22 protein-coding genes, 2 tRNA genes and 1 pseudogene are annotated in these 23,511 nt (G+C 64.7%); 11 read left to right on the top strand and 14 right to left on the bottom strand.

Annotation, left to right across the window (positions count from 1 at the left end):
* The first annotated feature begins 77 nt into the window (after positions 1–77).
* The 3 genes from NA2_RS12295 (at position 78) to NA2_RS21970 (ending at position 1,707) form a co-directional block, all read left to right on the top strand.
* Positions 78–1,121 (top strand): DUF2332 domain-containing protein, encoded by a 1,044-nt coding sequence (locus NA2_RS12295; RefSeq protein ID WP_008597239.1) that lies wholly within the window; start codon positions 78–80, stop codon positions 1,119–1,121.
* A 62-nt stretch (positions 1,122–1,183) separates the two neighbouring features.
* Positions 1,184–1,271 (top strand) — tRNA-Ser (locus NA2_RS12290).
* Positions 1,272–1,323: 52 nt separating this feature from the next.
* Complete coding sequence (locus tag NA2_RS21970) at positions 1,324–1,707, top strand: hypothetical protein (RefSeq protein ID WP_157188219.1); 384 nt, start codon at positions 1,324–1,326, stop codon at positions 1,705–1,707.
* A gap of 287 nt (positions 1,708–1,994) precedes the next feature.
* Here the strand turns inward: NA2_RS21970 and NA2_RS12285 are convergent, their stop codons facing one another.
* The 6 genes from NA2_RS12285 to NA2_RS12260 all read right to left on the bottom strand — a co-directional run bounded on the left by NA2_RS12285 (position 1,995) and on the right by NA2_RS12260 (position 10,234).
* A complete protein-coding gene (locus NA2_RS12285; RefSeq protein ID WP_008597238.1) occupies positions 1,995–2,606 on the bottom strand; it encodes a LysE family translocator in 612 nt (203 codons plus the stop codon).
* Positions 2,607–2,616: 10 nt separating this feature from the next.
* A complete protein-coding gene (locus NA2_RS12280; RefSeq protein WP_008597235.1) occupies positions 2,617–3,228 on the bottom strand; it encodes a LysE family translocator in 612 nt (203 codons plus the stop codon).
* A gap of 124 nt (positions 3,229–3,352) precedes the next feature.
* Positions 3,353–5,176: a translational GTPase TypA gene (gene typA / locus NA2_RS12275; RefSeq protein ID WP_008597234.1), complete on the bottom strand. Its 1,824-nt coding sequence runs from the start codon at positions 5,174–5,176 to the stop codon at positions 3,353–3,355.
* Between the two features lie 186 nt (positions 5,177–5,362).
* Positions 5,363–6,289, bottom strand: a complete 927-nt coding sequence (locus NA2_RS12270; RefSeq protein WP_008597233.1) for an MBL fold metallo-hydrolase — start codon at positions 6,287–6,289, stop codon at positions 5,363–5,365.
* 203 nt (positions 6,290–6,492) lie between these two features.
* Positions 6,493–8,061: an alkaline phosphatase D family protein gene (locus tag NA2_RS12265; RefSeq protein WP_008597231.1), complete on the bottom strand. Its 1,569-nt coding sequence runs from the start codon at positions 8,059–8,061 to the stop codon at positions 6,493–6,495.
* 121 nt (positions 8,062–8,182) lie between these two features.
* On the bottom strand, positions 8,183–10,234 hold the full coding sequence (locus NA2_RS12260) for a M3 family metallopeptidase (RefSeq protein WP_008597229.1): 2,052 nt from the start codon (positions 10,232–10,234) through the stop codon (positions 8,183–8,185).
* 159 nt (positions 10,235–10,393) lie between these two features.
* Between NA2_RS12260 and NA2_RS12255 the strand changes: the two genes are divergently transcribed.
* The gene (locus NA2_RS12255) at positions 10,394–10,855 is read left to right on the top strand and encodes a MarR family winged helix-turn-helix transcriptional regulator (protein WP_008597227.1); all 462 of its coding nucleotides are present in this window, start codon (positions 10,394–10,396) and stop codon (positions 10,853–10,855) included.
* A complete protein-coding gene (locus NA2_RS12250; protein ID WP_008597226.1) occupies positions 10,852–12,114 on the top strand; it encodes a multidrug effflux MFS transporter in 1,263 nt (420 codons plus the stop codon). The genes NA2_RS12255 and NA2_RS12250 overlap by 4 nt, the downstream gene beginning before the upstream one ends.
* Before the next feature lie 15 nt (positions 12,115–12,129).
* Here the strand turns inward: NA2_RS12250 and NA2_RS12245 are convergent, their stop codons facing one another.
* The 3 genes from NA2_RS12245 to NA2_RS12235 all read right to left on the bottom strand — a co-directional run bounded on the left by NA2_RS12245 (position 12,130) and on the right by NA2_RS12235 (position 13,960).
* The gene (locus tag NA2_RS12245; protein ID WP_008597224.1) at positions 12,130–12,771 is read right to left on the bottom strand and encodes a carbonic anhydrase; all 642 of its coding nucleotides are present in this window, start codon (positions 12,769–12,771) and stop codon (positions 12,130–12,132) included.
* A 61-nt stretch (positions 12,772–12,832) separates the two neighbouring features.
* The gene (gene pdxY, locus NA2_RS12240; RefSeq protein ID WP_008597223.1) at positions 12,833–13,717 is read right to left on the bottom strand and encodes a pyridoxal kinase PdxY; all 885 of its coding nucleotides are present in this window, start codon (positions 13,715–13,717) and stop codon (positions 12,833–12,835) included.
* A 6-nt stretch (positions 13,718–13,723) separates the two neighbouring features.
* The gene (locus NA2_RS12235; protein ID WP_008597221.1) at positions 13,724–13,960 is read right to left on the bottom strand and encodes a hypothetical protein; all 237 of its coding nucleotides are present in this window, start codon (positions 13,958–13,960) and stop codon (positions 13,724–13,726) included.
* Between the two features lie 126 nt (positions 13,961–14,086).
* Here NA2_RS12235 and NA2_RS12230 point away from each other — a divergent pair, with 126 nt between their 5' ends.
* The 5 genes from NA2_RS12230 to ppa all read left to right on the top strand — a co-directional run bounded on the left by NA2_RS12230 (position 14,087) and on the right by ppa (position 17,581).
* On the top strand, positions 14,087–14,716 hold the full coding sequence (locus tag NA2_RS12230) for a LemA family protein (protein ID WP_008597220.1): 630 nt from the start codon (positions 14,087–14,089) through the stop codon (positions 14,714–14,716).
* Between the two features lie 14 nt (positions 14,717–14,730).
* Entirely contained in the window at positions 14,731–15,588 is an 858-nt protein-coding gene (locus tag NA2_RS12225; protein ID WP_008597219.1) for a TPM domain-containing protein, read from the top strand.
* A gap of 1 nt (position 15,589) precedes the next feature.
* A complete protein-coding gene (locus NA2_RS12220; protein WP_008597217.1) occupies positions 15,590–16,234 on the top strand; it encodes a TPM domain-containing protein in 645 nt (214 codons plus the stop codon).
* An 87-nt stretch (positions 16,235–16,321) separates the two neighbouring features.
* Positions 16,322–16,828 carry a GNAT family N-acetyltransferase gene (locus NA2_RS12215; protein ID WP_008597216.1) on the top strand — a complete coding sequence of 169 codons (507 nt, stop codon included), beginning with the start codon at positions 16,322–16,324 and terminating at the stop codon, positions 16,826–16,828.
* A gap of 213 nt (positions 16,829–17,041) precedes the next feature.
* Positions 17,042–17,581: an inorganic diphosphatase gene (gene ppa, locus NA2_RS12210; RefSeq protein ID WP_008597214.1), complete on the top strand. Its 540-nt coding sequence runs from the start codon at positions 17,042–17,044 to the stop codon at positions 17,579–17,581.
* A gap of 8 nt (positions 17,582–17,589) precedes the next feature.
* Here ppa and NA2_RS12205 read toward each other — a convergent pair whose 3' ends face one another.
* From NA2_RS12205 to NA2_RS12195, 3 genes are all read right to left on the bottom strand, one after another.
* Positions 17,590–18,189, bottom strand: a complete 600-nt coding sequence (locus NA2_RS12205) for a hypothetical protein (protein ID WP_008597212.1) — start codon at positions 18,187–18,189, stop codon at positions 17,590–17,592.
* Positions 18,190–18,253: 64 nt separating this feature from the next.
* Complete coding sequence (locus tag NA2_RS12200) at positions 18,254–18,583, bottom strand: DUF167 family protein (protein ID WP_008597211.1); 330 nt, start codon at positions 18,581–18,583, stop codon at positions 18,254–18,256.
* Positions 18,584–18,601: 18 nt separating this feature from the next.
* A complete protein-coding gene (locus tag NA2_RS12195) occupies positions 18,602–18,892 on the bottom strand; it encodes a YggT family protein (protein WP_008597209.1) in 291 nt (96 codons plus the stop codon).
* Positions 18,893–19,150: 258 nt separating this feature from the next.
* Here NA2_RS12195 and NA2_RS12190 point away from each other — a divergent pair.
* Positions 19,151–19,226 (top strand) — tRNA-Ala (locus NA2_RS12190).
* Between the two features lie 352 nt (positions 19,227–19,578).
* Here NA2_RS12190 and NA2_RS21965 read toward each other — a convergent pair.
* Together NA2_RS21965 and NA2_RS21290 are read right to left on the bottom strand one after the other, a co-directional pair.
* A pseudogene (locus NA2_RS21965) lies at positions 19,579–19,692 on the bottom strand (IS6 family transposase); the annotation flags it as partial.
* Between the two features lie 71 nt (positions 19,693–19,763).
* Positions 19,764–23,510: an autotransporter domain-containing protein gene (locus NA2_RS21290; RefSeq protein ID WP_244423639.1), complete on the bottom strand. Its 3,747-nt coding sequence runs from the start codon at positions 23,508–23,510 to the stop codon at positions 19,764–19,766.
* Between the last annotated feature and the right edge of the window lies 1 nt (position 23,511).

The raw sequence follows: 23,511 nt of genomic DNA, 5'->3' as shown, positions 1-23,511 counted from the left end.
AGGCGATTTGCTGCACTGCCGCAATACCGTTTTGCTGCATGTGCTAACAATTGACGCCTGAAGCAAGCGAGGGCGCCATGGACAGGAACGACATCGCCGGACATTTCGAGAAGCAGGCGCAGGCCTGCGACCGCATGGGTTCGCCCTTCACGGCGCGTCTCTGCCGGCTGCTGCCCGATCTGCTTGAAGCTGACACGCAGACGGGGCGGCGGGTTCTGGAATGGCCCGGCGATCCGCGCGGGGATGCGCTGGCGCTGCGTCTTTGCGGCGGGTTGCATGGGCTGGTCCTGTCCGGCCATGACACGGTGCTTGCCGCCGCCTATCCGCCCAACGCGGTTTCGGAAACCGCGCTGCGCCAAGCCGTCGCAAACGCCATCGCCGGGCATGACGACCGGCTCTGCACCAATCTCGACAGCGCGCCGCAGACCAATGAGATCGGCCGTTCGGCGATGCTTCTGCCGGGGTTTCTCGCCATTGCGCGGGAGACGGGCCTGCCGCTCGATCTCCACGAGATCGGCTCGAGCGCTGGCCTGAACCTGCTGTTCGACCGGTTCCACTACCGCTATGGCGACGCCGCCTGGGGCGAGGGCAGCGCTTCCGTGCAGCTTGCGCCGGAAGTGCGGGGCGGGGCGCCGGTCCTCGAGGGTGCGCTCCATGTCGCCGGCCGCCGGGGCAGCGACATCGCGCCCATAGACGTGTCGCTGCCAGATGAAAGGCTGCGCCTGACATCCTATGTCTGGGCCGACCAGACCGCGCGGCTCGAACGGCTTGCGGCGGCCATCGGCCTCGCCGCGCATGAACCGTATCAATTGGAACGGGAGGATGCCGCAATCTTCGTCGAGCGCGCATTGGCCGGGCGACGCAGCGACGCCGTGTTCGTGCTGTTTCACTCGATCATGTGGCAGTATCTGCCGGTGCCGACGCGCCAGCGCATTGCGGCGGCTCTGGCGGTCGCAGGCGCTGCCGGTGGCGCGCCGATCGCCTGGCTGCGCATGGAGCCGGGCAGTGCGAACGAACCCTACGCGCTCGTCCAGCTCACTCTCTGGCCGGAAGGAACGACGCGCGACCTGGCGCGATGCGACTTTCACGGCCGCTGGATCGAATGGCTTGCAGATTTATAAATTCCCCTATCAATGAGATATCAATTGACAGATCTTTGTCGATAGAATAGCGTATCAAGTGTGTCCGCATGGCGGAATTGGTAGACGCAGCAGTCTTGAAAACTGAAGCCTGTCCTGGGCATGCCGGTTCGAATCCGGCTGCGGACACCACGTCGCAACCAGAAGGTAAATCCAAATGGCGAATGCGAGAGATCAAATGAGAATGATCGAAGCAGAGCTGGAGCGAGTTCGGGCCGAGATAGAAAAGCTACGTGTCGAAGAAGCGCTCTTGATAAAGATGCTTGGTAAAATGGGAGGCGCTGTAGGTACTGTGGCGAAAACGGTGCGTACACGCTCCCCTAATGTTAAACCCGTAGTGTTGGATATTATGAGGGCCGCAGGAACATCGGGGGCTACAACTGGCGAAGTTGATGAGCAAGTACGCCTGAAAGTCCCTACAGTTGCAAAGGATACGGTTGGGTCCGTTCTCTCGCGGCTGAAAAGCGAGGGGGCATTAGTCTATATTGGTGAGCGGTATTTCGAGAAGCGCTTCGCGCCAAAGGATTCTACAAGCCCTTTTGAGCAGGCGCCCACGACCTTTAACTGAATGCCTTTAAGGCATGAAAAACGCCGAGGCATAACCCCGGCGTTTGTTCTAGGAATCGACCGAAGCCTGTCCTGGGCATATTCCATCGCTTCCTAGCTTTTTCGTACACGAAAAGTGTATGAGATGCACGTCAATCTTGTTGATTCTCTTGATCAGCATTGATGGAAGCTAATCCTATCAGGCCGTGTCAGTGCTTTGCCAGTTGGCTCAGGCTATCTATCCGCTCCAGCAAACTTCTCTACAAGATGGTAGCTAAGTTGATTTGCAGAACCAAATAAGATTGTGCCTTAGCGCGCGGCGATCGCCGCCGCTGCGCCGGCCATCATCGAGGCGCTGGTGCGGTTGGCGATGCGCATGGCGCGCGGGCTTCTCAGCAGCCGACGCGCCTGGGAGGCTGCGACCATCCATGCCGTGTCGACGGCCACCAGGACGAGCACCATGGTCAGCGTCAGTTCGGCCCAGCCGACCAGCGTGACGGACGCGAGATCGATGATGGTCGGCAGAAGCGCGATGTAGAACATCATGATCTTGGGATTGCCCAGTGTCACCGCCATGCCGGTGAGGAACAGGCGCCAGCGCGAGCCGGCGCGCGGCATGTCCTCCTCCGAGACGCCCACCGGTGCCGTCCACATCTTCCAGGCGAGATAGAGCAGATAGGCGACGCCGGCATATTTGATGACCGTGAAGGCCATGTGGAAACTCTCGGCGACGAAGGCCAGGCCGAAAATGGCGCAGGACAGCCAGATGGCCTCGCCGATCCACATGGCCGCGAGAAACGGTAAAACATCGCGATAGCCCCGTGTGATGACGCGGGCCACGAGGGCCGCGACGCTGGGACCGGGCGAGCCGGCGGCAACAACAAGCGCGCCGGCGAAGATGATCAGGGCCGAGATGTCCATGGAAGTCTCCCTATCGCGCCGAAAGCGCCAGCCGCAGGCCGAGCGCGGCAAAAGCCGCCGCGAAGGAGCGGCGCAGCCACTTCATGATGACCGGGCTGGAGAGCACCCTGCCGCGCACCAGCGAGGCCATCTGCCCGTAGATGACGAAGACCACGAAGGTCATGGCCATGAAGATGAAGCCGAGCCAGGCCATGTCGAGCGCCGGAACGGCGCTGTCGGCTGGAATGAACTGGGGCAGGAAGGCCAGGAAGAAGATCGACAGCTTCGGGTTCAGGATGTTGATCAGGAAACCGCGCCGGACGATGGCCCGGTGCCGGATCGCGCTGCGGTCAGGCTCGGCATTCAGCAGGCCGTTCTCCTTCAGGGCGCCCCATGCCATCCAAAGGAGATAGAGCACGCCGGCGAACTTGACGATCTGGAACAGCACCGCGCTGGCATGCAGCAGGGCGGCGATGCCGAGGATCGCGGCCGCAATGTGCGGCAGGATGCCCAGCGTGCAGCCGAAGGCCGCGGAAACCGATGCCAGCCCGCCGCGCCCGAGCGCGATAGCCAGCGTGTAGATGACGCCCGTGCCGGGAATGAGCACGACGACGAGCGCAGTCAGCAGGAATGCCGGGTCCATGTGAAATCTCCTCCACAACCGGCGGAGATTAGTGGCCGAGGTTTGCAAACTGTCAACCCGGCTGTCGCGCCGGGCGTCGGGCCAGGCCCGCAGGCTGGATGCGGGCCTGGCGGTTTCACCGCTCTCAGGCCGCGCCGGCGCGGGTCTTCTCGAAGCGCTTGCGCTCGTTGGGGTCGAGATAGAGCTTGCGCAGGCGGATCGACTTCGGCGTCACCTCCACCAGCTCGTCTTCCTGGATCCAGGACAGGGCGCGCTCGAGCGTCATGCGGATCGGCGGGGTCAGCTTGACGGCCTCGTCCTTGCCGGCGGCGCGGACGTTGGAGAGCTTCTTGCCTTTCAGCACGTTCACTTCCAGGTCGTTGTCGCGGCTGTGAATGCCGATAATCATGCCCTGGTAGACCTTGACGCCGGCATCGATGATCATCGGGCCGCGATCTTCGAGATTCCACATGGCAAAGGCGACGGATTCGCCATTGTCGTTGGAAATCAGAACGCCGTTCACCCGACCGCCGATCTCGCCCTTGTAGGGCTGATACTCGTGGAACAGGCGGTTCATGATGGCCGTGCCGCGCGTGTCGGTCAGAAGCTCCGACTGGTAGCCGATCAGGCCGCGCGTCGGGGCGTGGAAGACCAGGCGCTGGCGGTTGCCGCCCGACGGCTTCAACTCGGTCATCTCGGCCTTCCGTTCGGACATCTTCTGCACGACGATGCCGGAATGCTCCTCGTCCACGTCGATGACCACTTCCTCGATGGGCTCGAGAAGCTGGCCGCTCTCGTCCTTCTGCATGACCACGCGGGGGCGCGAGACGGCGAGTTCGAAGCCCTCGCGGCGCATGGTCTCGATGAGGACGGCGAGCTGCAGTTCGCCGCGGCCCGAGACGTAGAAGGAATCCTTGTCCTCGGCCTCCTCGATCTTCAGCGCGACATTGCCCTCGGCCTCCTTCAGCAGGCGGTCGCGGATGACGCGGCTTGTGACCTTGTCGCCCTCGGTGCCGGCGAGCGGCGAATCGTTGACGATGAAGCTCATCGTCACGGTCGGTGGGTCGATCGGCTGGGCTTCCATCGGCTGGCTGATCGTAGGATCACAGAAGGTGTCGGCGACGGTGCCCTTGGAAAGGCCGGCAATGGCGACGATGTCGCCGGCCTGCGCCTCTTCGATCGGCTGGCGCTCGAGGCCGCGGAAGGCGAGGATCTTCGAGATGCGGCCGTTCTCCAGCAGCGTGCCGTCGTGATGCAGCACCTTCACCGCCTGGTTCGGCTTGATCGAGCCGGCGGCGATGCGGCCGGTGATGATGCGGCCGAGGAAGGGGTTGGCCTCGAGGATCGTGCCGATCATGCGGAAGGCGCCCGGCTCCGTCGTCGGCTCCGGCACGTGCTTCAGCACCAGGTCGAACAGGGGGGCAAGGCCCTGGTCCTTCGGGCCTTCCGGGCCCTCGTTCATCCAGCCATCGCGGCCCGAGCCGTAGAGGATCGGGAAATCGAGCTGCTCGTCGGTGGCGTCGAGCGCGGCGAAGAGGTCGAACACCTCGTTGATCACCTCGTCGGCGCGGGCGTCGGGGCGGTCGATCTTGTTGATGGCGACGATGGGCTTGAGGCCCACCTTCAGCGCCTTGCCGACGACGAACTTCGTCTGCGGCATCGGGCCTTCGGCGGCATCGACCAGAAGAACGGCGCCGTCGACCATCGACAGGATGCGCTCCACCTCGCCGCCGAAATCGGCGTGGCCGGGCGTGTCGACGATGTTGATGCGTGTGTCCTTCCATTCGACCGAGGTCGCCTTGGCGAGGATCGTGATGCCGCGTTCCTTTTCGATGTCGTTCGAATCCATGGCGCGTTCGGCAATGCGCTGGTTCTCGCGGAAGGCGCCGGACTGCTTCAGAAGTTCATCGACGAGGGTTGTCTTGCCATGATCGACGTGGGCGATGATGGCGATGTTTCGCAGTTTCATAGGTGCTCTTTTGGGGTCGGCGGGCGCGCGAAAGGCATGGCGCGGCCTGTTGCGTTGCCGCGCTCATACAGGTTTTTTTGCGGATGCGAAAGGGTGCAGCTTTCCCGCGCGCCGGCCGACCGCACGTCAAACGTCAGAGGATTGCGCCTGGCGGGGGCCGATGGCCGCCGCGCCGGGCGACATGCACTAACCCCAGGCTGCGCCGTCCAGCGCGTCGAGGGGGAACTTCAGATAGCGCTTCCCATTGGCCTCCGGTTCGGGCAGGCGGCCGCCGTCGATGTTGACCTGCAGGGCATGCAGGATCAGCTTCGGCATGGGGAGCGTCGCATCGCGCGCTTCGCGCAGCGCCACGAACTCCGCCTCGGTCGCGCATTTCGACATATGGCTGTTGGTGGCCTTCTGCTCGGCGACGGTGCTCTCGAAGCGCGGCGCGCGGCCGCCGGGCTGATAGTCGTGGCCGACAAAGATGCGGGTCTCGTCCGGCAGGGCGAGGATCGCCTGGATCGACGTCCAGAGGCGGCTGGCGCTGCCGCCGGGAAAGTCGCAGCGCGCGGTGCCGGAATCGGGCATGAACAGCGTGTCGTGCACGAAGGCGGCATCGCCCACCACATAGGTGATCGAGGCCAGCGTGTGGCCGGGCGAGAACAGCACACGCACCGGCAGCGTGCCGATGGCGAAGCTGTCGCCATCGGCGAAGAGGCGGTCCCATTGCGAGCCGTCGGCGCGGAAATCTGGCCAGTTGTAGATGGCTTTCCAGAGCTTCTGCACCTCGACCACCTTTTGGCCGATGGCCGTCGGGGCGCCGGTCCTGCCCTTCAGATAATGGGCGGCGGAGAAATGGTCCGCATGCGGATGCGTGTCGAGGATCCATTCCAGCTCGAGGCCCTCGTCGCGGATAAAGGCGAGGATGCGGTCCGCATTGTCGGTCGCCGTGGCGCCCGATTTCTCGTCGAAATCCAGCACGGGATCGATGATGGCGCATTTGCCCGTTGCCGGGTCGGCGACGACATATTGCGCGGAGAAGGTGCGCTTGTCGAAGAAGACGGTGACGCGTGGCTTGCCGCCATTGTCTCCGGTGACGGGCGCGGATCGATTGTCACGCGTCTGGTCCATCGTCTTCTCCATGGTCTGAACAGGTCCGATTGCGCTAGTTAGCCCTCCGCGCGCGAAGAAGCAATTTCGCAGACTGCGACCAAATGGGCATGGATTTGCTTCAATCGGCGTAATGCCATGATCCATGTGCGGAACAGGCGGAAACCACGCAATAAAAATCCGGGGCGGCGACCGCCCCGGCTGAAATGCGCGCGTCGTCTTCCTCAGGCGGATCGCACGGGGTCGAGCGTCATCTTGTAGAGCTCGTTGTCGTCGCGATCCATCAGGCGGACCGTCATCTGCTCGGTCGCCGCGTCGATATCGACCAGGCCGAAGAACTGGAAGCCGGCGGAGGGCGGCAGGTTGGCACCCTGTTCCTCGCTGGGAGCCTTCACAAATTTGAGCTCGGGCCCGAATGTGCCGTCGAGCTTGTTGGGTCCGAACGTGCCGGCGTGCAGCGGGCCGGAAACGAATTCCCAGAAAGGCTTGAAGTCCTGGAAGGCGGCCTTGTCGGGATTGTAGTAGTGGGCGGCCGTGTAGTGCACATCGGCGGTGAACCAGACGGTGTTCTCGATGCCGGCATTCTTGATGTAGCGCAGGAGATCGGCAATCTCGAACTCGCGGCCCTTCGGGCCGGCATCGTCGCCATTGGCGATTGCCTCGATCTTCTCGCCATCCGGCACCACCAGCCCGATGGGCATGTCGGCGGCAATGACCTTCCAGGTGGCGCGGGAATTGGCGAGTTCACGCTTGAGCCAGCGAATCTGCTCATCACCGAGGAAGCGGGTTTCCTCGCTCACGGCCTCCTGAAGGCTGTCCGAATTGGCAGCGCGATAGGAGCGCATGTCGAGGAAGAAGACGTCGAGCATCGGCCCGTAGGCGATCTTGCGGTAGACGCGCCCCGGTTCGGCCGGGGTGTAGCGGATGGGCGTCATCTCGTGGAAGGCACGGGCAGCGCGGGCCTGCAGCAGCGGCACCGACTTGACCGTGTAGCGGTCGTCGGCGGTCAGGTCCTTCGAGGCCGACCAGTTGTTGACCACCTCGTGGTCGTCCCACTGGAAGAAGGTCGGGCAGACGGCGTTCAGCGCCAGCACGTGCTCGTCCATCATGTTGTACTTCCACTGGCCGCGGAACTCGTCGAGCGTCTCGGCGACCTTGCGCTTTTCGTCGATGAGAACGGTGTTTTTCCAGACGCTGCTGTCCTTCAGCGTTACCTCGTCTTCCATCGGCCCATCGGCATAGATGGTGTCACCCGAATGCAGGAAGAAATCCGGACGGTGCTTTTCCATGGTGGCGTAGGTCTTCATGCCCATCTCGTCGATGCCCCAGCCCTGGCCGGCCGTGTCGCCCGACCAGGCGAAGCGGATGTTGCGACGGGCAGACGGTGCCGTGCGGAAGCGGCCGACGATCCATTCGGATGTGGCGTTGCCGTCGTTGAGGTCGGCAGCGCGCATGCGATAGAAGATCTCCTGATCCGGTGTCAGCTCCGTCAGGAGACGTTTTACCGCGAAATCGCTCTCCGGCAGCGCATCCATGCTGGGCAGGCGGGTGGCATTCGCAAAACTCTCCGTGGAGGAGACCTCGAATTCTACCCGCGCTGGACGGTCAGCCCGCGTCCAGATCATGCCGCTTGTCGTGTCGACATCGCCGGACTGCACGCCATGCGTGAAGACCGGGCGCGCTGCGGCGCGCGAGATGGCGGGCATCGCCAGCCCGCCCAACGTGGTGGCCAGCGCGGTTGCGCCGGTTCCGATGAGGAACCGGCGGCGGGTACTCACTGCAAAGGACGTCATGACAGTCTCCCTGGATCTGTGTGATTCTCGGGAGCAATCTCGGGTGCGAATGTTGCAGCCGGTTATCGGCCGGATGACGCCTGTCTGAAGATTGTGTGACGGGTGGCCGGTCCCTGCCGGATCAGGCCAGCCCCTTCTTCTCCATCATGGCTTCCGGTGTCGGCATGCGGCCGCGGAACGCCTTGTAGAGATCTTCCGGGTCCGCCGACCCGCCGGCGGAATAGATGTGCCGGCGCAGCTTTTCCGCCGTTTCGGGGTCGAACGGGTCGCCCGCCTCCTCGAAGGCGCGGAACGCGTCGGCGTCGAGCACTTCCGACCACATGTAGGAATAATAGCCTGCCGAATATCCGTCGCCGGAGAAGATGTGCAGGAAGTGCGGCGTGCGGTGGCGCATCACGATGGCATCCGGCATCTCCAGCTCCGCCAGCGTCGCCGCCTCGAAGGCGAGCGGGTCGCCCGGCGCGTCGCCGGCGCTGTGGAAGGCCATGTCGACCAGCGCGGAGGCGGTGAACTCGACGGTGGCGAAACCGGCGTCGAAGGTGCGCGCCGCCAGCATCTTGTCGAGCAGTTCCTGCGGCATCGGCGCGCCGGTCTCGTGATGCACCGCGAATTTGCGCAGCACCTGCGGAACCGTGAACCAGTGCTCGTAGAGCTGGGAGGGCAGTTCGACGAAGTCGCGCGGGACGGACGTGCCAGAGATCGACGGCCAGGTCACCTCGGTCAGCAGGCCGTGCAGGGCGTGGCCGAACTCGTGGAACAGGGTGCGCGCCTCGTCGATGGAGAGCAGCGCCGGCCGGCCCTTCGGCGGCCTGGCGAAGTTCATCACGTTGTAGATAATCGGCGCCTGGCCTTCGCCCAGCCGGTAGCCGGACTGGAGCGCGCTCATCCAGGCGCCGGAGCGCTTCGACGGGCGGTTGAAATAGTCGGCGAGGAACAGGCCGCGCCGCGTACCGTCGGGGTTGCGCACGGTGAAGACGCGCACATCCTCGTGCCACGCCGCGATGCCTTTTTCTTCCTCGAAGGTGAGGCCGAACAGGCGAGCGGCGACATCGAAGGCGGCGGCGATGACGTTCTCCAGCGCCAGATAGGGCTTTAGTGCGCTTTCGTCGAAGGCGAACCGTTCGGCGCGGCGCTTTTCCGCGTAGAAGCGCCAGTCCCAGGGGGCGATGGCATGGTTGTGGCCCTCGCCGGCGGCGATGCGGGCCAGTTCCCATTCGTCCTCGGCCGCCTTCTCGCGGGCCTTCTGCCAGACCGGCCGCAGCAGGTTCTGAACGGCGTCCGGCGTCTTCGCCATGGTGTCGTCCAGCTTCAGCGCGGCATAGGTGTCATAACCGAGCAGGCGCGCCTTCTCGGTGCGGAGCGCCAGGGTGCGGGCCACGGTTTCGGCATTGTCCGTCTCCCCGCCGTTCTCGCCGCGCCGGGCGAAGGCGGTGAACACCTTTTCGCGCAGGTCGCGCCGTTCGGAGGAGGCGAGGAACGGTTCGACGATGGAGCGCGACAGCGTCGCGGCATAGCGGCCCGCCTGTCCGCGCGATTCGGCGGCCTCCGCCATGGCGCTCCTCAGCGCGTCCGAGAGGCCGGCGAGGTCGCCCTCGTCGAGGAAATGGACCCAGCCGCTTTCATCGGCGAGCACGTTCTGGCCGAATCGGGCGCCAAGCCCGGCCAGTTCCTCGTTGATCTTCGCGAGCCGCGCCTTGTCGTCGTCGCCGAGCCTGGCGCCGCCGCGCACGAAGTGCTTCCAGGTCTTTTCCAGCACGCGGGCGGTTTCCGCCTCCAGCCCGAGCGTGTCGCGCTCCCGGTAGAGCCGGTCGATGCGGGCGAACAGGGCGGCGTTCATCACGACGGCCGAGAAATGCCGGGCCATGCGCGGCGAAATCTCCCGCTCCAGCGCCTGGATGGTCTCGTTGGTGTGGGCGCCGGCGCGGCACCAGAAGATGGCCGAGACCCGCGAGAGCGCGTCGCCCGCCAGCTCCAGCGCGGCAAGCGTGTTCTCGACGGTCGGCGTGGCGGGGTTCTCCGCGATCGCCTCGATCTCGGCCGCATGCGCCGCGAGGGCTGCATCGAAGGCCGGCGCGAAGGCGGCATCGTCGAAGGCGGAGAAGGCGGGCAGTCCAAGCGGTCCGTCCCAGCGGGTGAGCGGGTTGTCTGCGAGGGTCGCGGCGGGGGTTTCCATGCTCTGTTCCGGGGCAAGAGGGGATGATGGGCGGCTGAAGATGCACAAGCGATGTAGGCGCGGCGGCTGGAGAGCGCAATGGGCGGGCGTTGACGCGGGTGTCCAATAAAAGTAAGTATGACATATAATAAGTATTCCTTATTACATCAGTGAGTCCTCATGCCTCGTCGCGCCAACACGGAGTCCATCGGCCATCTCGTCGCCGACATCTCGCGGTTGATCCGCGCGGAGATGGACCGCGCCATCGCCGAAGCCGGCATCGGCGTGACCGCAGGCGAGGCGCGCGCCCTTTTCCATGCGGCGCGCGCCGGGCGCGTGCGGCAAAACGTGCTCGCTGAACGCATGGGCGTCGAGGCGATGACGCTGAGCGGCTATCTTGACCGGCTAGAGGCCCACGGGCTGGTGACCCGGATCGGCGATCCAAAGGATCGCCGCGCCAAGCTGGTGGAACTGACGGAGGCTGCCGATGCGGTGCTCGATGCAGTTTCCGATGTGGCCGTGCAGGTGCGGCGCAAGGCTGCCGGCGCACTCTCCGATGATGAATGGAATGCGCTGCTCGAGCAGCTGAAGACCGTGCGCGGCAACCTTGCCGGACAGACCCCCAAGGAGGATGCGACATGAACGAGCGTCCCGAAAGGCTGGAAGCGTCCGCCGCCGCGCCGCTGATGAGCGAGCGCCGCGTCAGCATCATCGGCGCGGTCCTGGTGGCGGTCGGTCCGCTCTCCATGGCCCTGTTCACGCCGGCCATGCCGGAAATCGTGAACGCCTTCGGCACGACCGAGGCGGCGGTGAAGATGACGCTGTCGCTGTATTTTGCCGGCTTCGCCCTGGCGCAACTCGTCTGCGGTCCGCTGTCGGACGGTCTCGGGCGCAAGCCGGTGACCTTCGCCTTCATGGGCATCTACGCGGTGGCGAGCCTGATCGCATTGCTCTCGCCGACGATCGAGGTGCTGATCGCGGCGCGCTTCCTGCAGGGCGTGGGCGCCGCCGTCGGGGTCGCGGTGTCGCGCGCCATCGTGCGCGATCTCTTCACGCAGGAGCGCTCGGCGCGCATCATGAACCTGATCGGCATCATCCTGGCGGTCGGCCCGGCCTTCGCGCCGACGCTGGGCGGCCTGACGATGGAAATCGCCGGCTGGCACGCCATCTTCGGGCTGATGCTTGCAGCCGGTTGCGCCATCGTCCTCGTGGTGCATTTCTGCCTGCGGGAGACGGTGCAGCGGGACCTGTCGCGCATCCGACCGGCGGCGCTGATCCAGTCCTACGGACTGCTCCTGCGCAGCGGTTACTTCATGCTGTCGAGCATCGTCATCGCCGGCTCGGTGGGCGCGCTCTACACGCAGGCGACGGTGCTGCCCTTCATCCTGATGGGGCGCGTCGGTCTTTCGCCCTCCGAGTTCGGCATCGGCATGCTTGCGCAGACCGGCATGTACTTCACCGGCTCGCTGATCGTGCGGCAGTTGATGAAGCGCTACGGGGCCTATCGGCTGGTGCCGGTGGGGCTGACCTTCATCGGCATCGGAAGCACGGCGGTGGCGCTGTCGCTGACCTTCGTGCCCCTCAGCTTCGTCAGTGTGATGGCGCCGGTGGGCGTCTATGCCTTCGGCATCGCCTTCGTCACGCCGGCGATGATGACGGCTTCGCTGGCGCCATTCCCGCGCATCGCCGGGTCAGCCTCGTCGCTGACGGGCTTCCTGCAGATGGGCATGGGGCTTCTGGGCGGAACGCTGGCGGCGCTGATCGGCGACCCGGTGCTGGGCATGGCGATCATCATTCCGTCCCTGGGCGCGACGGCGATCATCGCGTGGCTGATCTGGCACCGCCTGCCGGAGCCAGAGCTGGCGACGGCGGTCCATCCGACGCCCTCCACACCGGTGTAGCGCCGGCAGAAACGTCTACTTAAGCTGCGGCCGTTCGAAATCGCCGGTTTCCGGGTTCATCACCCACAACTCGCCGGTCGAGATGTCGAACCATGCGCCATGCAGGGTCAGGCGTCCCTTGCCTTCCAGGATCTTGACGCAGGGAAAGCTGCGCAGATTGGCCACCTGGTAGCGGATGGAGATGCGCTCCAGCGCGGTCTGGCGCTCGGCGGCGGTCATCAGATTGCCCGACAGCGCCTCGGCGGCAGGCGCCACCAGCCCCATCCACTTGCCGATGAAGTCGCCGGGCGAGAGCGGTTCGGCCGACGGGTTGAGGGCCGCGCCGATGCCGCCGCAACGGCCATGGCCCATGACGACGATGCTGCTCACCTTCAGGCTCTGGACGGCGAATTCGAGCGCCGCCGACGTGCCGTGATGCTGGCCGTCCGGCGCATAGGGCGGCACGAGATTGGCCACGTTGCGCACGACGAACAGTTCGCCCGGACCGGCGTCGAAGATGGTTTCGGGCGCGGCGCGTGAATCGCAGCAGGCGATCACCATGGTTGTCGGAGACTGGCCATCCTTGGCCAGCGAGCGATAGCGGTCGCTTTCGGCGGAATAACGCCCCGCCATGAAGTTGCGATAACCGGCGAGAAGGCGTTCGGGCAGATGGGTCATGGAATGCGAGATAGCGGGAAATGCGCCATCAGGCAATGCGCTTTGTGCGCGGTGCCGAGGCTCAGGCGGAATGCGCGTATGGCTGCCGCATGGGTTTCACCTCGATGGCGGTTTGCGGACGGGTCAGGCTCGGCCGGTCGGTTTCCAGCATCAGCTCGTCGGCCCCGCGCGCGGCTGCCTTGCCCAGGATCTCGACCACGGAACCGGTGGTGAGCGCAAGCGCCTGTCCGGCATTGTCGCCCTGCAGCGTGTGCGCCAGGAACAGGGCGGCCGTCAGGTCGCCGGTGCCGTTGGGCGCCTTCGCGATGGCATCGTGCTCGGCGCGCAGCGCATCGTCACGCCCGACGAGCAGATTGGCCAGCCGTCCCTCGCGGTCGGTCGGTGCGGAGGTCACCAGCATGCGCGGCGGCGCGGCCTTGCGGGCGGCGGCGACGGTGGCGGCGGTGTCGGGCGTTGCGCTGCCCGTCAGCCATTCCAGCTCGTAGCGGTTGGGCGTGGCGAGATCGGCCAGCGGCATCAGCGTGTCGCGGATGGCGATGGCCGTCTGCTCGGGCACGTAAAGCCCCTGCCGATCGCCCAGCACAGGGTCGCAGACATAGAGCGCCGAGGGATTTTTCGTCCTGACCTTCTCCACGAGGCTGGCGACGGCGTCCGCCTGGCTCGCCGCGCCGAGATAGCCGGTCATGACGGCGGCGACCTCGCCGAGCCACGGGGCGTTGCCCAGATCGGCGAGGAAGGCGGCGAACTGTTCCGTATCCGGAACGATCCTCGTGGCCGGGCCGTGGCCCGGATGCCAGGGCAAGAGAACGGTCGGGACGGCCCAGACGGGGAAGCCCAGGGTCTCGAGGGCGAAAACGGCGGCGCGATTGCCGACGCTGCCCCGCGCCACATGGCTGGAGATGACGATGACGGCAGGCGGAGCGCCTTCGGGAAACGGTTTGCTCATGGAGTGCTATCCACCAAAAACATTGAGGAGGAGCCACAGGATCGTCGCCGCAAGAACGGCGAGGGCGATCACCCGGCCGATGCGCGTTCCCCACAGCTCGATCGGATCGTCCTGCCGGGCATCGTCGGCGGCCACGTGTCTGCGCATGCGGTGCAGCAGGGCGTTCTCGCTCTCCTGGCCGACGCGGTCGAGGATGCGGCGCGATTCGCTCCGCTGGTCGTCGTCCGACTGTCTTCGCGCCATAATACAATCCGCTTGATACTGCCGAGGGCAGACCCTACAGCAAGCCTCCCGCGATCGGAATTGGTTTCCTATCACTGGACCATGTTCTAAGGTCGTCGAGATCCAAGTCCGATGAGAGGTCGCTTCATGTCCGCCGCCAAGATGTCTGCTGTCCGGCCGGTTTCCGCCCTCGTGGCGCTGTTCGTCATGCTGCCGCTGCTTTCCGCCTGCGGCTTCAACACGATCCCGACCCGCGAGGAACAGGCGAAGGCCGCCTGGAGCGAGGTGCTGAACCAGTATCAGCGGCGCGCCGACCTGATCCCCAACCTGGTCGAGACGGTGAAGGGCTTCGCGGCGCAGGAGCGCGAGGTTCTGCAGGGTGTCGTGGAAGCGCGGGCGAAGGCGACGCAGGTGCAGGTCTCGCCCGAGATGCTGAGCAATCCGGAAGCCTTCAAGGCGTTCCAGGAGGGACAGTCCGGTCTGACCGGCGCCCTGTCGCGGCTTCTGGCGGTGGTCGAGAACTATCCGGACTTGAAGTCGAACCAGAATTTCCTCGCCCTGCAGGCGCAGCTCGAGGGGACCGAGAATCGCATCGCCGTCGCCCGGCGCGACTATATCGAGGCCGTCCGCCTCTACAACACGTCGCTCAGGACGCTGCCCTCGATGCTGTGGGCGAAGTTCTGGTTCACCGGTGCGCAGCCCTATGAGACCTTCAGCATCGCCGAGGACAAGATGTCGGTGCCGCAGGTGAACTTCGGCACGAACAGCGGCGGCTGAGCGGGGTCCGGCAGATGGGGGATGCGATCGGGTCGGTCCCGGCGCGGCTTCAACAGGGTGGCCGCCGTCCGGTGAGGGCGCTGCTGCTGGCGCTGCTGGTCGGCCTGCTGCTGCCCGTCCTGGTGTTGTCGGGGGCGCTGTCGGCCGCCGAACTGCCGGCGCTGACGGGACGGGTCGTCGACAATGCCGGCATCATCGACGCGGCGAGCGAGGAGGCGCTGACCGCCCGTCTTGCCGCCTTCGAGCAGAAATCCTCCGATCAGATCGTCGTCGCCACCATCAGGAGCCTCGATGGCGAGGCGCTGGAGCCTTTCGCCAACCGCCTGTTCCGCGCCTGGGGGCTGGGGCAGGCCGGGGAAGACAACGGCGTCCTCGTGCTGGTTGCCGTCGACGACCGCAAGATGCGCATCGAGGTGGGCTACGGCCTTGAAGGTACGCTGACGGACCTGCACTCCAAGCTGATCATCGAGAACACCATGGTGCCGGCCTTCCGGGCCGGCGACTTCGCCGGCGGGATCAGCGGCGCCGTCGACGACATCGTCATGGTGCTGGAGGGCAATGCCGCCGAGCTGGAAGCGCGCGCCGAGCGCAATTCCGACGAGAGCTCGGATATGGACTGGCCGGGCATCCTGTTTCTCATGGTCTGGTGCTTCTTCTTCTTCGGCGGTCTCTCCATGACGATCCTGCCGCCGATCTTCGGCCGGAAGATCGGCCCGGGCCGTTATCGCTGGCTCGGCATGAATGTGAACTACAACAAGTCGGGGGGACGCTCGTCCGGCGGCGGATGGTCTTCGGGGGGCTCCTCGTCCGGTGGTGGATTCTCCGGCGGCGGCGGTTCGTCCGGCGGCGGCGGTGCTTCGGGGAGCTGGTAGGATGGCAGGGCGCAAGACGATGCTTTCCGCGGAGGAACATGCCCGGGTCACTGCGGCGATCGGCGCGGCCGAGCGCGGCACCAGCGGCGAAATCTACTGCGTGCTGGCGCGCGACAGCGACAGCTATCTCTATCCGGCCTGCCTGATGGTCGCGATCGCGATCCTGATCCTCGGTCCGCTCCTGGCGATCGGCTTGCACACATGGTGGATCGACGTCGGACCGGTGCTGTTCGCCTCGGCGCAACTGGCGGCGTTTGCCGCCGCGGCGCTGCTGGTCGTCGCGCTGCCTGGCCTGCGCGCCTGGCTGGTGCCGCGCGCGCTGAAATATCGCCGCGCGCACGACAATGCGCAGAAGCAGTTCCTCGCCCACAACATCCACGTCACGGAACACCGCACGGGCGTGCTCATCTTCGTCTCGCTCGCCGAGCGTTACGTGGAAGTGGTCGCCGATCGCGAGATCGACGCCTGCGTCGACCAGAGCGTGTGGAACGAGACGGTGGCCATGCTGCTCGCCCACGGGCGGCGCGCCACGCTCGCCGACGGCTTCGTCGAGGCCGTGGCGCGGGTCGGCGCGGTGCTTGGCGAGCACTTCCCGGCGCAGGCGGGCGACCGCAACGAAATCGACGACCGTCTGACGGAAATCTGAGCCGTTTTGCCCATCTGTGCGCTACCGGAATGAGGGGGGTTCTAATGCTTGCGCATACCCCGCCGGCGCAGCTATGGTTAAGAAACCATGAACACGCTGACGATCGACATCAGACGGGCAGAACCGAGGGACGCGGAAGCGGTGGCGGAGGTGCATGACAGCGCCTGGCGCGGCGCTTATACCGGCATCATCCCCTATCAGGCGCTGAACCGGATGATCGGCAGGCGCGGCCCGAAATGGTGGTCGAACGCGATTCGCCGGTCGGCGACGGTGCTCGTCATCGAGATCGGCGGCGAGATCGCCGGTTATGCGACGCTCGGCCGCAACCGCGCCCGCGAATTATCGCAGGAAGGCGAAATCTACGAGCTCTACCTCCGGCCCGAGTATCAGGGCGTCGGCCTCGGTTCCCGGCTGTTCAGGGCGGCGCGCGAGATGCTTTCGGCACATGGCCTGAAAGGACTCGTCGTGTGGGCGCTGGAAGACAATGGCAATGCGCTGGCCTTCTACGCCGGCGCCGGCGGCCGCGACGTGGCCGAAGGGGTCGAGGTTTTCGACAACAGGGCCCTGCGCAAGCTGGCCTTCGTCTGGGACTGATCTTCCGGTTTCATCACCGTCATCCAGGGTTTTGACGTGCCTGCGGAACGCCAATTGTTTCGCAGTGCAACATCGTGCGCATTGCCATGCGGCGCATGACGCGATAAAGCGCACCCATTCATTTCCTGGCTGCACGTCCGGCTGGTCGTCATCCGTAGCGACCGCACCGGGGAGAACAGCCGCCACCTGCCAGAACGAAGGGTTTCTCTTTCCATGCGCATAGACGCCATCGCCATCGGCGATAATCCCCCCGAAGACGTCAACGTCATCGTCGAAGTGCCGGTCGGCGGCCAGCCGATCAAGTACGAGATGGACAAGGAGTCCGGGACGCTGGTCGTCGACCGCTTCCTGTACACGCCGATGACCTATCCGGGGAATTACGGCTTCGTCCCGCACACGCTGTCCGACGACGGCGACCCGATCGACGTTCTGGTCTGCAACACGCGCCAGCTCATTCCCGGCTGCGTGATCAATGTGCGGCCGATCGGCGTGCTGGTGATGGAGGACAATTCCGGCCAGGACGAGAAGATCATCGCCGTGCCCTCGCCGCACCTGACGCGCCGCTACGAGGACGTCAAGAACTACACGGACATGCCGGAGATCACGCGGCAGCAGATCCAGCACTTCTTCGAGCACTACAAGGATCTGGAACCCGGCAAGTGGGTGAAGATCGGCGACTGGCTGGATGCCGCGCATGCGCGCAAGCTGATCGTCGAGGCGATCGATCGGGCAAAGGCGAAGAAGGCCGGGTAGACCCTCTCCTATTCCCCGCCGGAAGGCTCCGGCAGCGGGACCGTTCCGGCGTCGATCACGGGCTGATCGGCGCCGCAGGCGAAATCGAAGGCCTGCTCATCGGCGATGCGGCGGGCCTTTTCATTGGCGCCTTCGTTGCCCGTCGCCACCACATAGCCCATGACGCAGCCCTCGTGCTGCAGAAGCTGCCCGACCCTTTCCACCACCAGAACCTCGATGTCCTTCTCGGTCTCGTCGGCGTTGGCGACGAACCAGCGATGGATCGTGGCGACCGGCGTGCGGCGGTTTCCGTCCACGAGGATGCGCCACTCGATGGTCGGCCCCGTGTTGTTGAAGCCGGCGAAGCTCTCCCATTCCGGCGCCATCTCGCCGGCCGGCGGGAAGCCGTAGAAGACGGATTCGCGCAGGTCGCTGTAGTAGATCAGGACCGGGTAGCCGCGCCAGCCGGGGCAGACGAAGTTCGTCCAGTCGCCCCCGTCGTCGCCGGCATTGGCGAAAGGCGCGCAATCCTTCTCGACGTCGATCTCGGTGTAGGCGCTCTCCAGTTCCGCCGCGCCGGCAAGTCCCGCCGTGGCAGCGAGAAAGAACGCGCATAGGGTCAGCCGCATGGACGATGCTCCCGAAATCTCCAACGATCCTCGCGCGCACCATAGCGGGTTTCGCCGGCGGCTTCTATCGGCTGTCTTGCACCAGTTGCGTGAGCCGGGCAAGCAGGGCCGATGTCTCGCCACGCAGCGCGATGGTCTTCAACCGTGCCGTCGCCCCGGCTTTCAGGGAAACGGCACCGGCAGGGATGCCGAAGGTCTTCGCGAGGAGCTTTTCGAGCGCGGCGTTGGCCTTGCCGCCTTCCGGCACGGCGCGGACGCGTGCCTTGAGATGGGCGCTGCCATCATCGGCGCTCACCATCCCTTCCACGGCGTCGCGGGAGGATTTCGGCGTCAGCCGGACGAACAGCAGCAGCCCGTCTTCAACGGGCCGGCAGCATGCGGGATGATCGGCCATGTCTCCGATCAGGCCGGATCAGATCAGGGCCGGGGCAACCGTTGTCAGGATGAACTGGCGCACGAAGAACAGGATCAGCAGCAGGATAATCGGCGAGATGTCGATGCCGCCGAGATCGGGGAGGATCCTGCGGATCGGTCGCAGCGCCGGCTCCGTCACGCGGAACAGGAAGTTGCCGACAGAGCCGACGAACTGGTTGCGCGGGTTGACCACGTTGAAGGCGTAGAGCCAGGAGAAGATGGCGGAGGCGATGATCAGCCACCAGTAGATATCGAGCGCCATGACGATGGTCTGGATTAGCGCGATCATGCCGGTCTCCTGATGGGTGTTGGGCCTTGTCCGGGTGCGACGCGTGAGCGCCGGACGGGATGCCGTCCTGCGCCGCCGCGACGCGAATTCTGCGACATGTAGCCATTGCAGCCAAGCCCGACAAGTCTGCATGGTTTTTTTGCCGCGCGGGAGCATCTTCGAAAGATGCCGGCGCGACGCATCGTCCCCGGCCCCGACACGCACTCGCTGCTTGACAGGCGGGGGGAGGCGGACCTAAATGCGGCCCACCGGCGAAACGGGGCTGTAGCTCAGATGGGAGAGCGCGTCGTTCGCAATGACGAGGTCAGGGGTTCGATTCCCCTCAGCTCCACCAACCGTCCGCCGGTTAAATTTCGCCCACAAGTCTCGATCCGAACAGCGGCGGGTTTTCTGTCGACACACGACCTGCCGTTCAATGGGTCCTGAGCCTTGGTTTGCGATAGAATCCTCGAAAGGGGTGGCCGTGTTGGTGAAAGGCGTTGGGCCGAGCCAAAAAGCGCCTGATGTTCTGCATCCACCTTCCCGTGGCTCATAGGTGGCAAAGACCGTCAGGATCGCAATTTCCCCGACGTCCGCCGACCGGTTGAAGCCGAGCCTTGATCGGACTGGGTGCTTCATGCGCCGGTGTTCCTGCTCCGTCTGATTGCTGAGGTGCTGGCTCTGCCGGATGCGGATCGGCTTCGAGGAATGCAGCGCTCGGCCATCATCTCTTCCAGATCGCGAAGGCCGAGTTTGTAGGCAAGGTACCAGCGTACGGAAAGCAGGATCGCCGGGCGATCAAAATGATGGGCCTCGAACATGACGAACGCTGCCGAAACCACGGAGCCTTCATGCTCCCCTGGCCATCACCCGATGGTTTGCGACAGAGCCGCTAGAACTGTTTGCCGACTTTCAGCCCGAACGTGTGATCCTGGCGCGCATTTCCGAAGGCGGTCCGATAGTCGACGCCGAGCGTCCATGCCTGCGGCAGTTCCGCATCAAGTGAGAGCCCCAGCGTCACGTAACTCCTGCTGGAGGCCTCGACGTCGAGCCAGTAGGGTAGGTGATCTAGGTCGATATAGCCCAGCTTCGCTTGGCTCGACCCGGCGAAATCATGCGTGTATTCGATACGCGCGCCGGGCGTCAGCGTGCCCCAGCTCCTTTTGAACGCATATTCCGCACGAAGACCGATGACGCCGGAAACCGTGTCGATGGTCTGGTCTCCATAGCGCAGGCCGAAAGTGCCTCCGCCTTCCTCAGCGAAGCCGTCGAGCCATGTCCGGGACATCTCGATGCGGCCGTAGGGTGACAGGAGCCATGTTTCGTCGCGGAACTCGTAAGCGGCGCTCAACGATCCGAAGACCTGCTGGCCCGACCGGCTGCCCATGGCGAAATCGCCGGTGGCGGTGATATAGCGGCGGCTGTCGAAGTCGAGCCAGCTCGCACCGATGAGCCCGTCGATGAAGAAATTGTCGGCCGGCTTGTAGCTTCCGTAAAGTGCGGCGCTGTAGGCAAGTCCCGTGCTTTCGGTGCCGTTTGCGCCGATATCGGTACGGTCGCGGCCAAACCCGACGCCGAACCCGCCGATGAACCTGTCGGAAAAGCGGTAGTCGATGCCGGCGCTTACCCCGACGAGCGTGCCGTCAAGATCGATGCCGCCATTGTCGCTTTGGCTGAAATCGACGAAGCCACCCGTCCATATGGCGTAGGGTCCGAGGTCCATGCTGCCATCCGAGGCACCCAGCCCGTTCGCCTTGCCCGCAGCAAGCCCCCCTTCGCTGGCTCCGCCGGAAGATTGAGGAGCATAGCCGAGAAGACCGGGCGCATCGGCTCCTGCCTCGTTCAGTGATCCGGCCGTGCGGTCGCCGCGCTCCGCACTCTCACTATAGCCCAACCGCACATTCAGGCTGTTTCTGCGGCGGTCGCCCTCGTCGTGAAGCTGCTCGAGCCGCCCGTTGAAATTGCGTGTCTGCGCCTGCGCGAAGCGCTTAGAAGCATCGACCTGAGCTCTCAACAGTCCAAGGACTTCGGCATCCAGTGCGGGGTCGGGCCGTGCGAGAACAGTGAAGGAGATCGTTCCGGGAGCCGAAGTTCCATGAGCGCTCGAAAGTGTGAACCGGACGTCGGCGCCACCTGAAAAGGTCGGGCTGGATGCGAACACAAGCAGGAAACTCTGCCCGTTCTGTTCGATGTGAGCGGAACCGGCGCTGCTGTCGGATATGTCTATAATCGCCGCGCCGGTGAACGGACCGCCCGTCGCGCCGTCCGTGAGTTCGACAGACGCCGTCTGGCCCGCGTTGATCGCGACGATGCGGGACACAACGGTCGGGGCGGGGGAAGCCCGCGTGACCGTGACCGTATAGGTGCGCGTGGTTGCGCCGTCCTGTGCCGTGACCACGACAGGGATCGCCGTTGCTCCGACTGAAAGGGTGATCGGCTGGCTGACGTTGCCGGAAGCAACCGCCGTGCCGTTGACGGTGATCGTCGCGTTGGCGTCATCGGCGGTCGGGGTCAGGGTGAGGCTTGCAACCGAATTGGCGACAGCAACGGCATAACCGAACGTAGCCGCATTGAACGCGGGATCGAGGGCACCAGCACTCGGTGCAAGGCCGGCCAGCGAGGCGTTGGAGGATCCGCTGCGCACCCAGGGCGTTCCGGACGCGTACGCTGCGGTCATCGGATTGCCGGGCGTATCGGTAATCGATCCGTCCGCCAGAACATCGAGCCGCAGCGAGCCTGTTCCGGAAACACCAGTGACGCTGACCGTATATGTCACGTTGTCCGAGGTGGCGACGTTGGTGACCGCCCCTGAGGCACTCCCCGTCCTCGTCAGGACGAAATCCGATGAATCGACGCCATTTACCGGCTTCGAGAATGTCACCAGGAAATCAACGGCGACCGCATCCGGCGCCGGACTGCCGCTCACCGAGCTGGAGGTTGCCGTCGGCGCTATTGTGTCAACGAGGACACCTGTGGTGCTCCCAACGTTGTTGAGGGCCAGGTCGGCAGGCGTGCTGAAGGCGTTTGCAATTGCGCCGCCGTTCAGACCGATGACGCCTCCGATCTGAATGCCGTTCAGGTCCAGATCGCCCGGATCGACCAGATACTGGAAGACAAGTGCGTTCGATCCGCTTCCGGACACATAGCTGGCATCGACCGTTGCAGCGCCGATTACCAGGGGAACGCTTGGCGAACCGCCCGACGTATCCACCAGAACGGTTTCGTTGAAATTGACCGTGAAGGAAAGAACCTCCCCCGCGCGATAATACCCGTTGGCGGGAACGCTCACGGAACCGACCACCGGCGGAGTGCCGACGCCTATCTGGAACGAATAGGCCTGGCTGCCGCCATATGGACCGTTGCCGGTGCTGCTGTCAGTGGCGGTGATGGTGAAGTTGAATGTTCCGTTTACAGTTGGCGAGCCTGAGAGCACACCGGTGCTGCTCAGGCTCAGGTTCGAAGGCAAGCCGCCGGCGGTAACTGAGTAAGTATAAGGCGCCGTGCCGCCGCTGGCAGTTATGGTCTGTGAGTAGGGGACACCCTGGGTGGCGGGTGGCAACGTGGTGGGGCTCACGGTGATGACGGGCGCTGCAACGGTGAGCGTATAGGCCCTGCTCCCGCTGTACGGCCCGGTTCCGCCGCTGCTGTCGGTGGCGGTGATGGTGAAATTGAACGTCCCGCCGGCCGTGGGGGTACCGGAAAGTAACCCCGCTGGGCTCAGGTCTAGGCCCAGGGGTAAAGCGCCGGTCGTAACTGCATAACTATGCGGTGCTGTTCCGCCAGTGGCGGTCACGGATTGGCTGAAGGGCGTGCCGACGATTGCGGCAGGCAATGTGGCTGGGCTCACGGTCACTGTGGGCGCAGCGACGTCAATCGTGTAGGCCCTGCTGCCACTGTATGGCCCGGTTCCACCGCCGCTGTCGGTTGCGGTGATGGTGAAGTTGACTGTTCCCTCATTCGTCGGCGTGCCGGATAGCACGCCCGAGGCGCTCAACGTCAAGCCCCCGGGCAAGGCGCCCGCGGTGACGGCATAGGTGTAGGGCCCTGTTCCGCCGCTGGCGGTCACGGTTTCGCTGTAGGGCGCCCCGACTGTTGCTGCTGAAAGGCTGGCAGGAGTCAGAGTGATCGTGGGTATGGAATCGTCGTTGACGATTGTGCCCAGTCCCTGGAGATCGGCCCCGGTAGCGCCTGTCAGGTTGGTGATGTTGACGAAAAACGTCTCGGTGGTTTCATGGGTTGTATCGCCGTAGAGATCAACGTTGAAAACATAGGTGTTCTGCCCTGCGGATATGCTGGCGCCCACGATGCTGGTTGCTGCGTAGTCCTCGCCTGCTGTTGCCGTGCCGTCGGCGGTGGCGATATCGAACGTTACACCACCGGGTCCGGCGGGACTGCTGAGCGATATTGTGAACGGTATCGCTTGAGTTCCGGAGTCATCCTCGGAAAAGGTGACATTGTTGATCGTCAGAACCCCAAGGTCGTCGTTCAGGATCGTGCCTGTGGCAGAGGACGGCGCACCGATGGTATAGCCTGAGCCGCTCTGTATGCTAACGGTTACAGTCTCGTCCGCCTCCACGGTGACATCGGCGGACGGGTTTATCACCACGATGCCGCTCGTCGAGCCGGACGGAATGGTCACG

Source organism: Nitratireductor pacificus pht-3B, assembly GCF_000300335.1.
In the GTDB taxonomy this organism is placed as follows: Bacteria; Pseudomonadota; Alphaproteobacteria; order Rhizobiales; family Rhizobiaceae; genus Nitratireductor; species Nitratireductor pacificus.
The sequence above is the reverse complement of the archived record's forward strand: the minus strand, read 5'-3'. Positions and strand labels throughout refer to the sequence as shown.

Coding starts and splice junctions, on each gene's coding strand:
- NA2_RS12295 (WP_008597239.1), top strand. CDS start 78: ATGGACAGGAACGACATCGCCGGACATTTCGAGAAGCAGGCGCAGGCC.
- NA2_RS21970 (WP_157188219.1), top strand. CDS start 1,324: ATGATCGAAGCAGAGCTGGAGCGAGTTCGGGCCGAGATAGAAAAGCTA.
- NA2_RS12285 (WP_008597238.1), bottom strand. CDS start 2,606: ATGGACATCTCGGCCCTGATCATCTTCGCCGGCGCGCTTGTTGTTGCC.
- NA2_RS12280 (WP_008597235.1), bottom strand. CDS start 3,228: ATGGACCCGGCATTCCTGCTGACTGCGCTCGTCGTCGTGCTCATTCCC.
- typA (WP_008597234.1), bottom strand. CDS start 5,176: ATGAAACTGCGAAACATCGCCATCATCGCCCACGTCGATCATGGCAAG.
- NA2_RS12270 (WP_008597233.1), bottom strand. CDS start 6,289: ATGGACCAGACGCGTGACAATCGATCCGCGCCCGTCACCGGAGACAAT.
- NA2_RS12265 (WP_008597231.1), bottom strand. CDS start 8,061: ATGACGTCCTTTGCAGTGAGTACCCGCCGCCGGTTCCTCATCGGAACC.
- NA2_RS12260 (WP_008597229.1), bottom strand. CDS start 10,234: ATGGAAACCCCCGCCGCGACCCTCGCAGACAACCCGCTCACCCGCTGG.
- NA2_RS12255 (WP_008597227.1), top strand. CDS start 10,394: ATGCCTCGTCGCGCCAACACGGAGTCCATCGGCCATCTCGTCGCCGAC.
- NA2_RS12250 (WP_008597226.1), top strand. CDS start 10,852: ATGAACGAGCGTCCCGAAAGGCTGGAAGCGTCCGCCGCCGCGCCGCTG.
- NA2_RS12245 (WP_008597224.1), bottom strand. CDS start 12,771: ATGACCCATCTGCCCGAACGCCTTCTCGCCGGTTATCGCAACTTCATG.
- pdxY (WP_008597223.1), bottom strand. CDS start 13,717: ATGAGCAAACCGTTTCCCGAAGGCGCTCCGCCTGCCGTCATCGTCATC.
- NA2_RS12235 (WP_008597221.1), bottom strand. CDS start 13,960: ATGGCGCGAAGACAGTCGGACGACGACCAGCGGAGCGAATCGCGCCGC.
- NA2_RS12230 (WP_008597220.1), top strand. CDS start 14,087: ATGTCCGCCGCCAAGATGTCTGCTGTCCGGCCGGTTTCCGCCCTCGTG.
- NA2_RS12225 (WP_008597219.1), top strand. CDS start 14,731: ATGGGGGATGCGATCGGGTCGGTCCCGGCGCGGCTTCAACAGGGTGGC.
- NA2_RS12220 (WP_008597217.1), top strand. CDS start 15,590: ATGGCAGGGCGCAAGACGATGCTTTCCGCGGAGGAACATGCCCGGGTC.
- NA2_RS12215 (WP_008597216.1), top strand. CDS start 16,322: ATGAACACGCTGACGATCGACATCAGACGGGCAGAACCGAGGGACGCG.
- ppa (WP_008597214.1), top strand. CDS start 17,042: ATGCGCATAGACGCCATCGCCATCGGCGATAATCCCCCCGAAGACGTC.
- NA2_RS12205 (WP_008597212.1), bottom strand. CDS start 18,189: ATGCGGCTGACCCTATGCGCGTTCTTTCTCGCTGCCACGGCGGGACTT.
- NA2_RS12200 (WP_008597211.1), bottom strand. CDS start 18,583: ATGGCCGATCATCCCGCATGCTGCCGGCCCGTTGAAGACGGGCTGCTG.
- NA2_RS12195 (WP_008597209.1), bottom strand. CDS start 18,892: ATGATCGCGCTAATCCAGACCATCGTCATGGCGCTCGATATCTACTGG.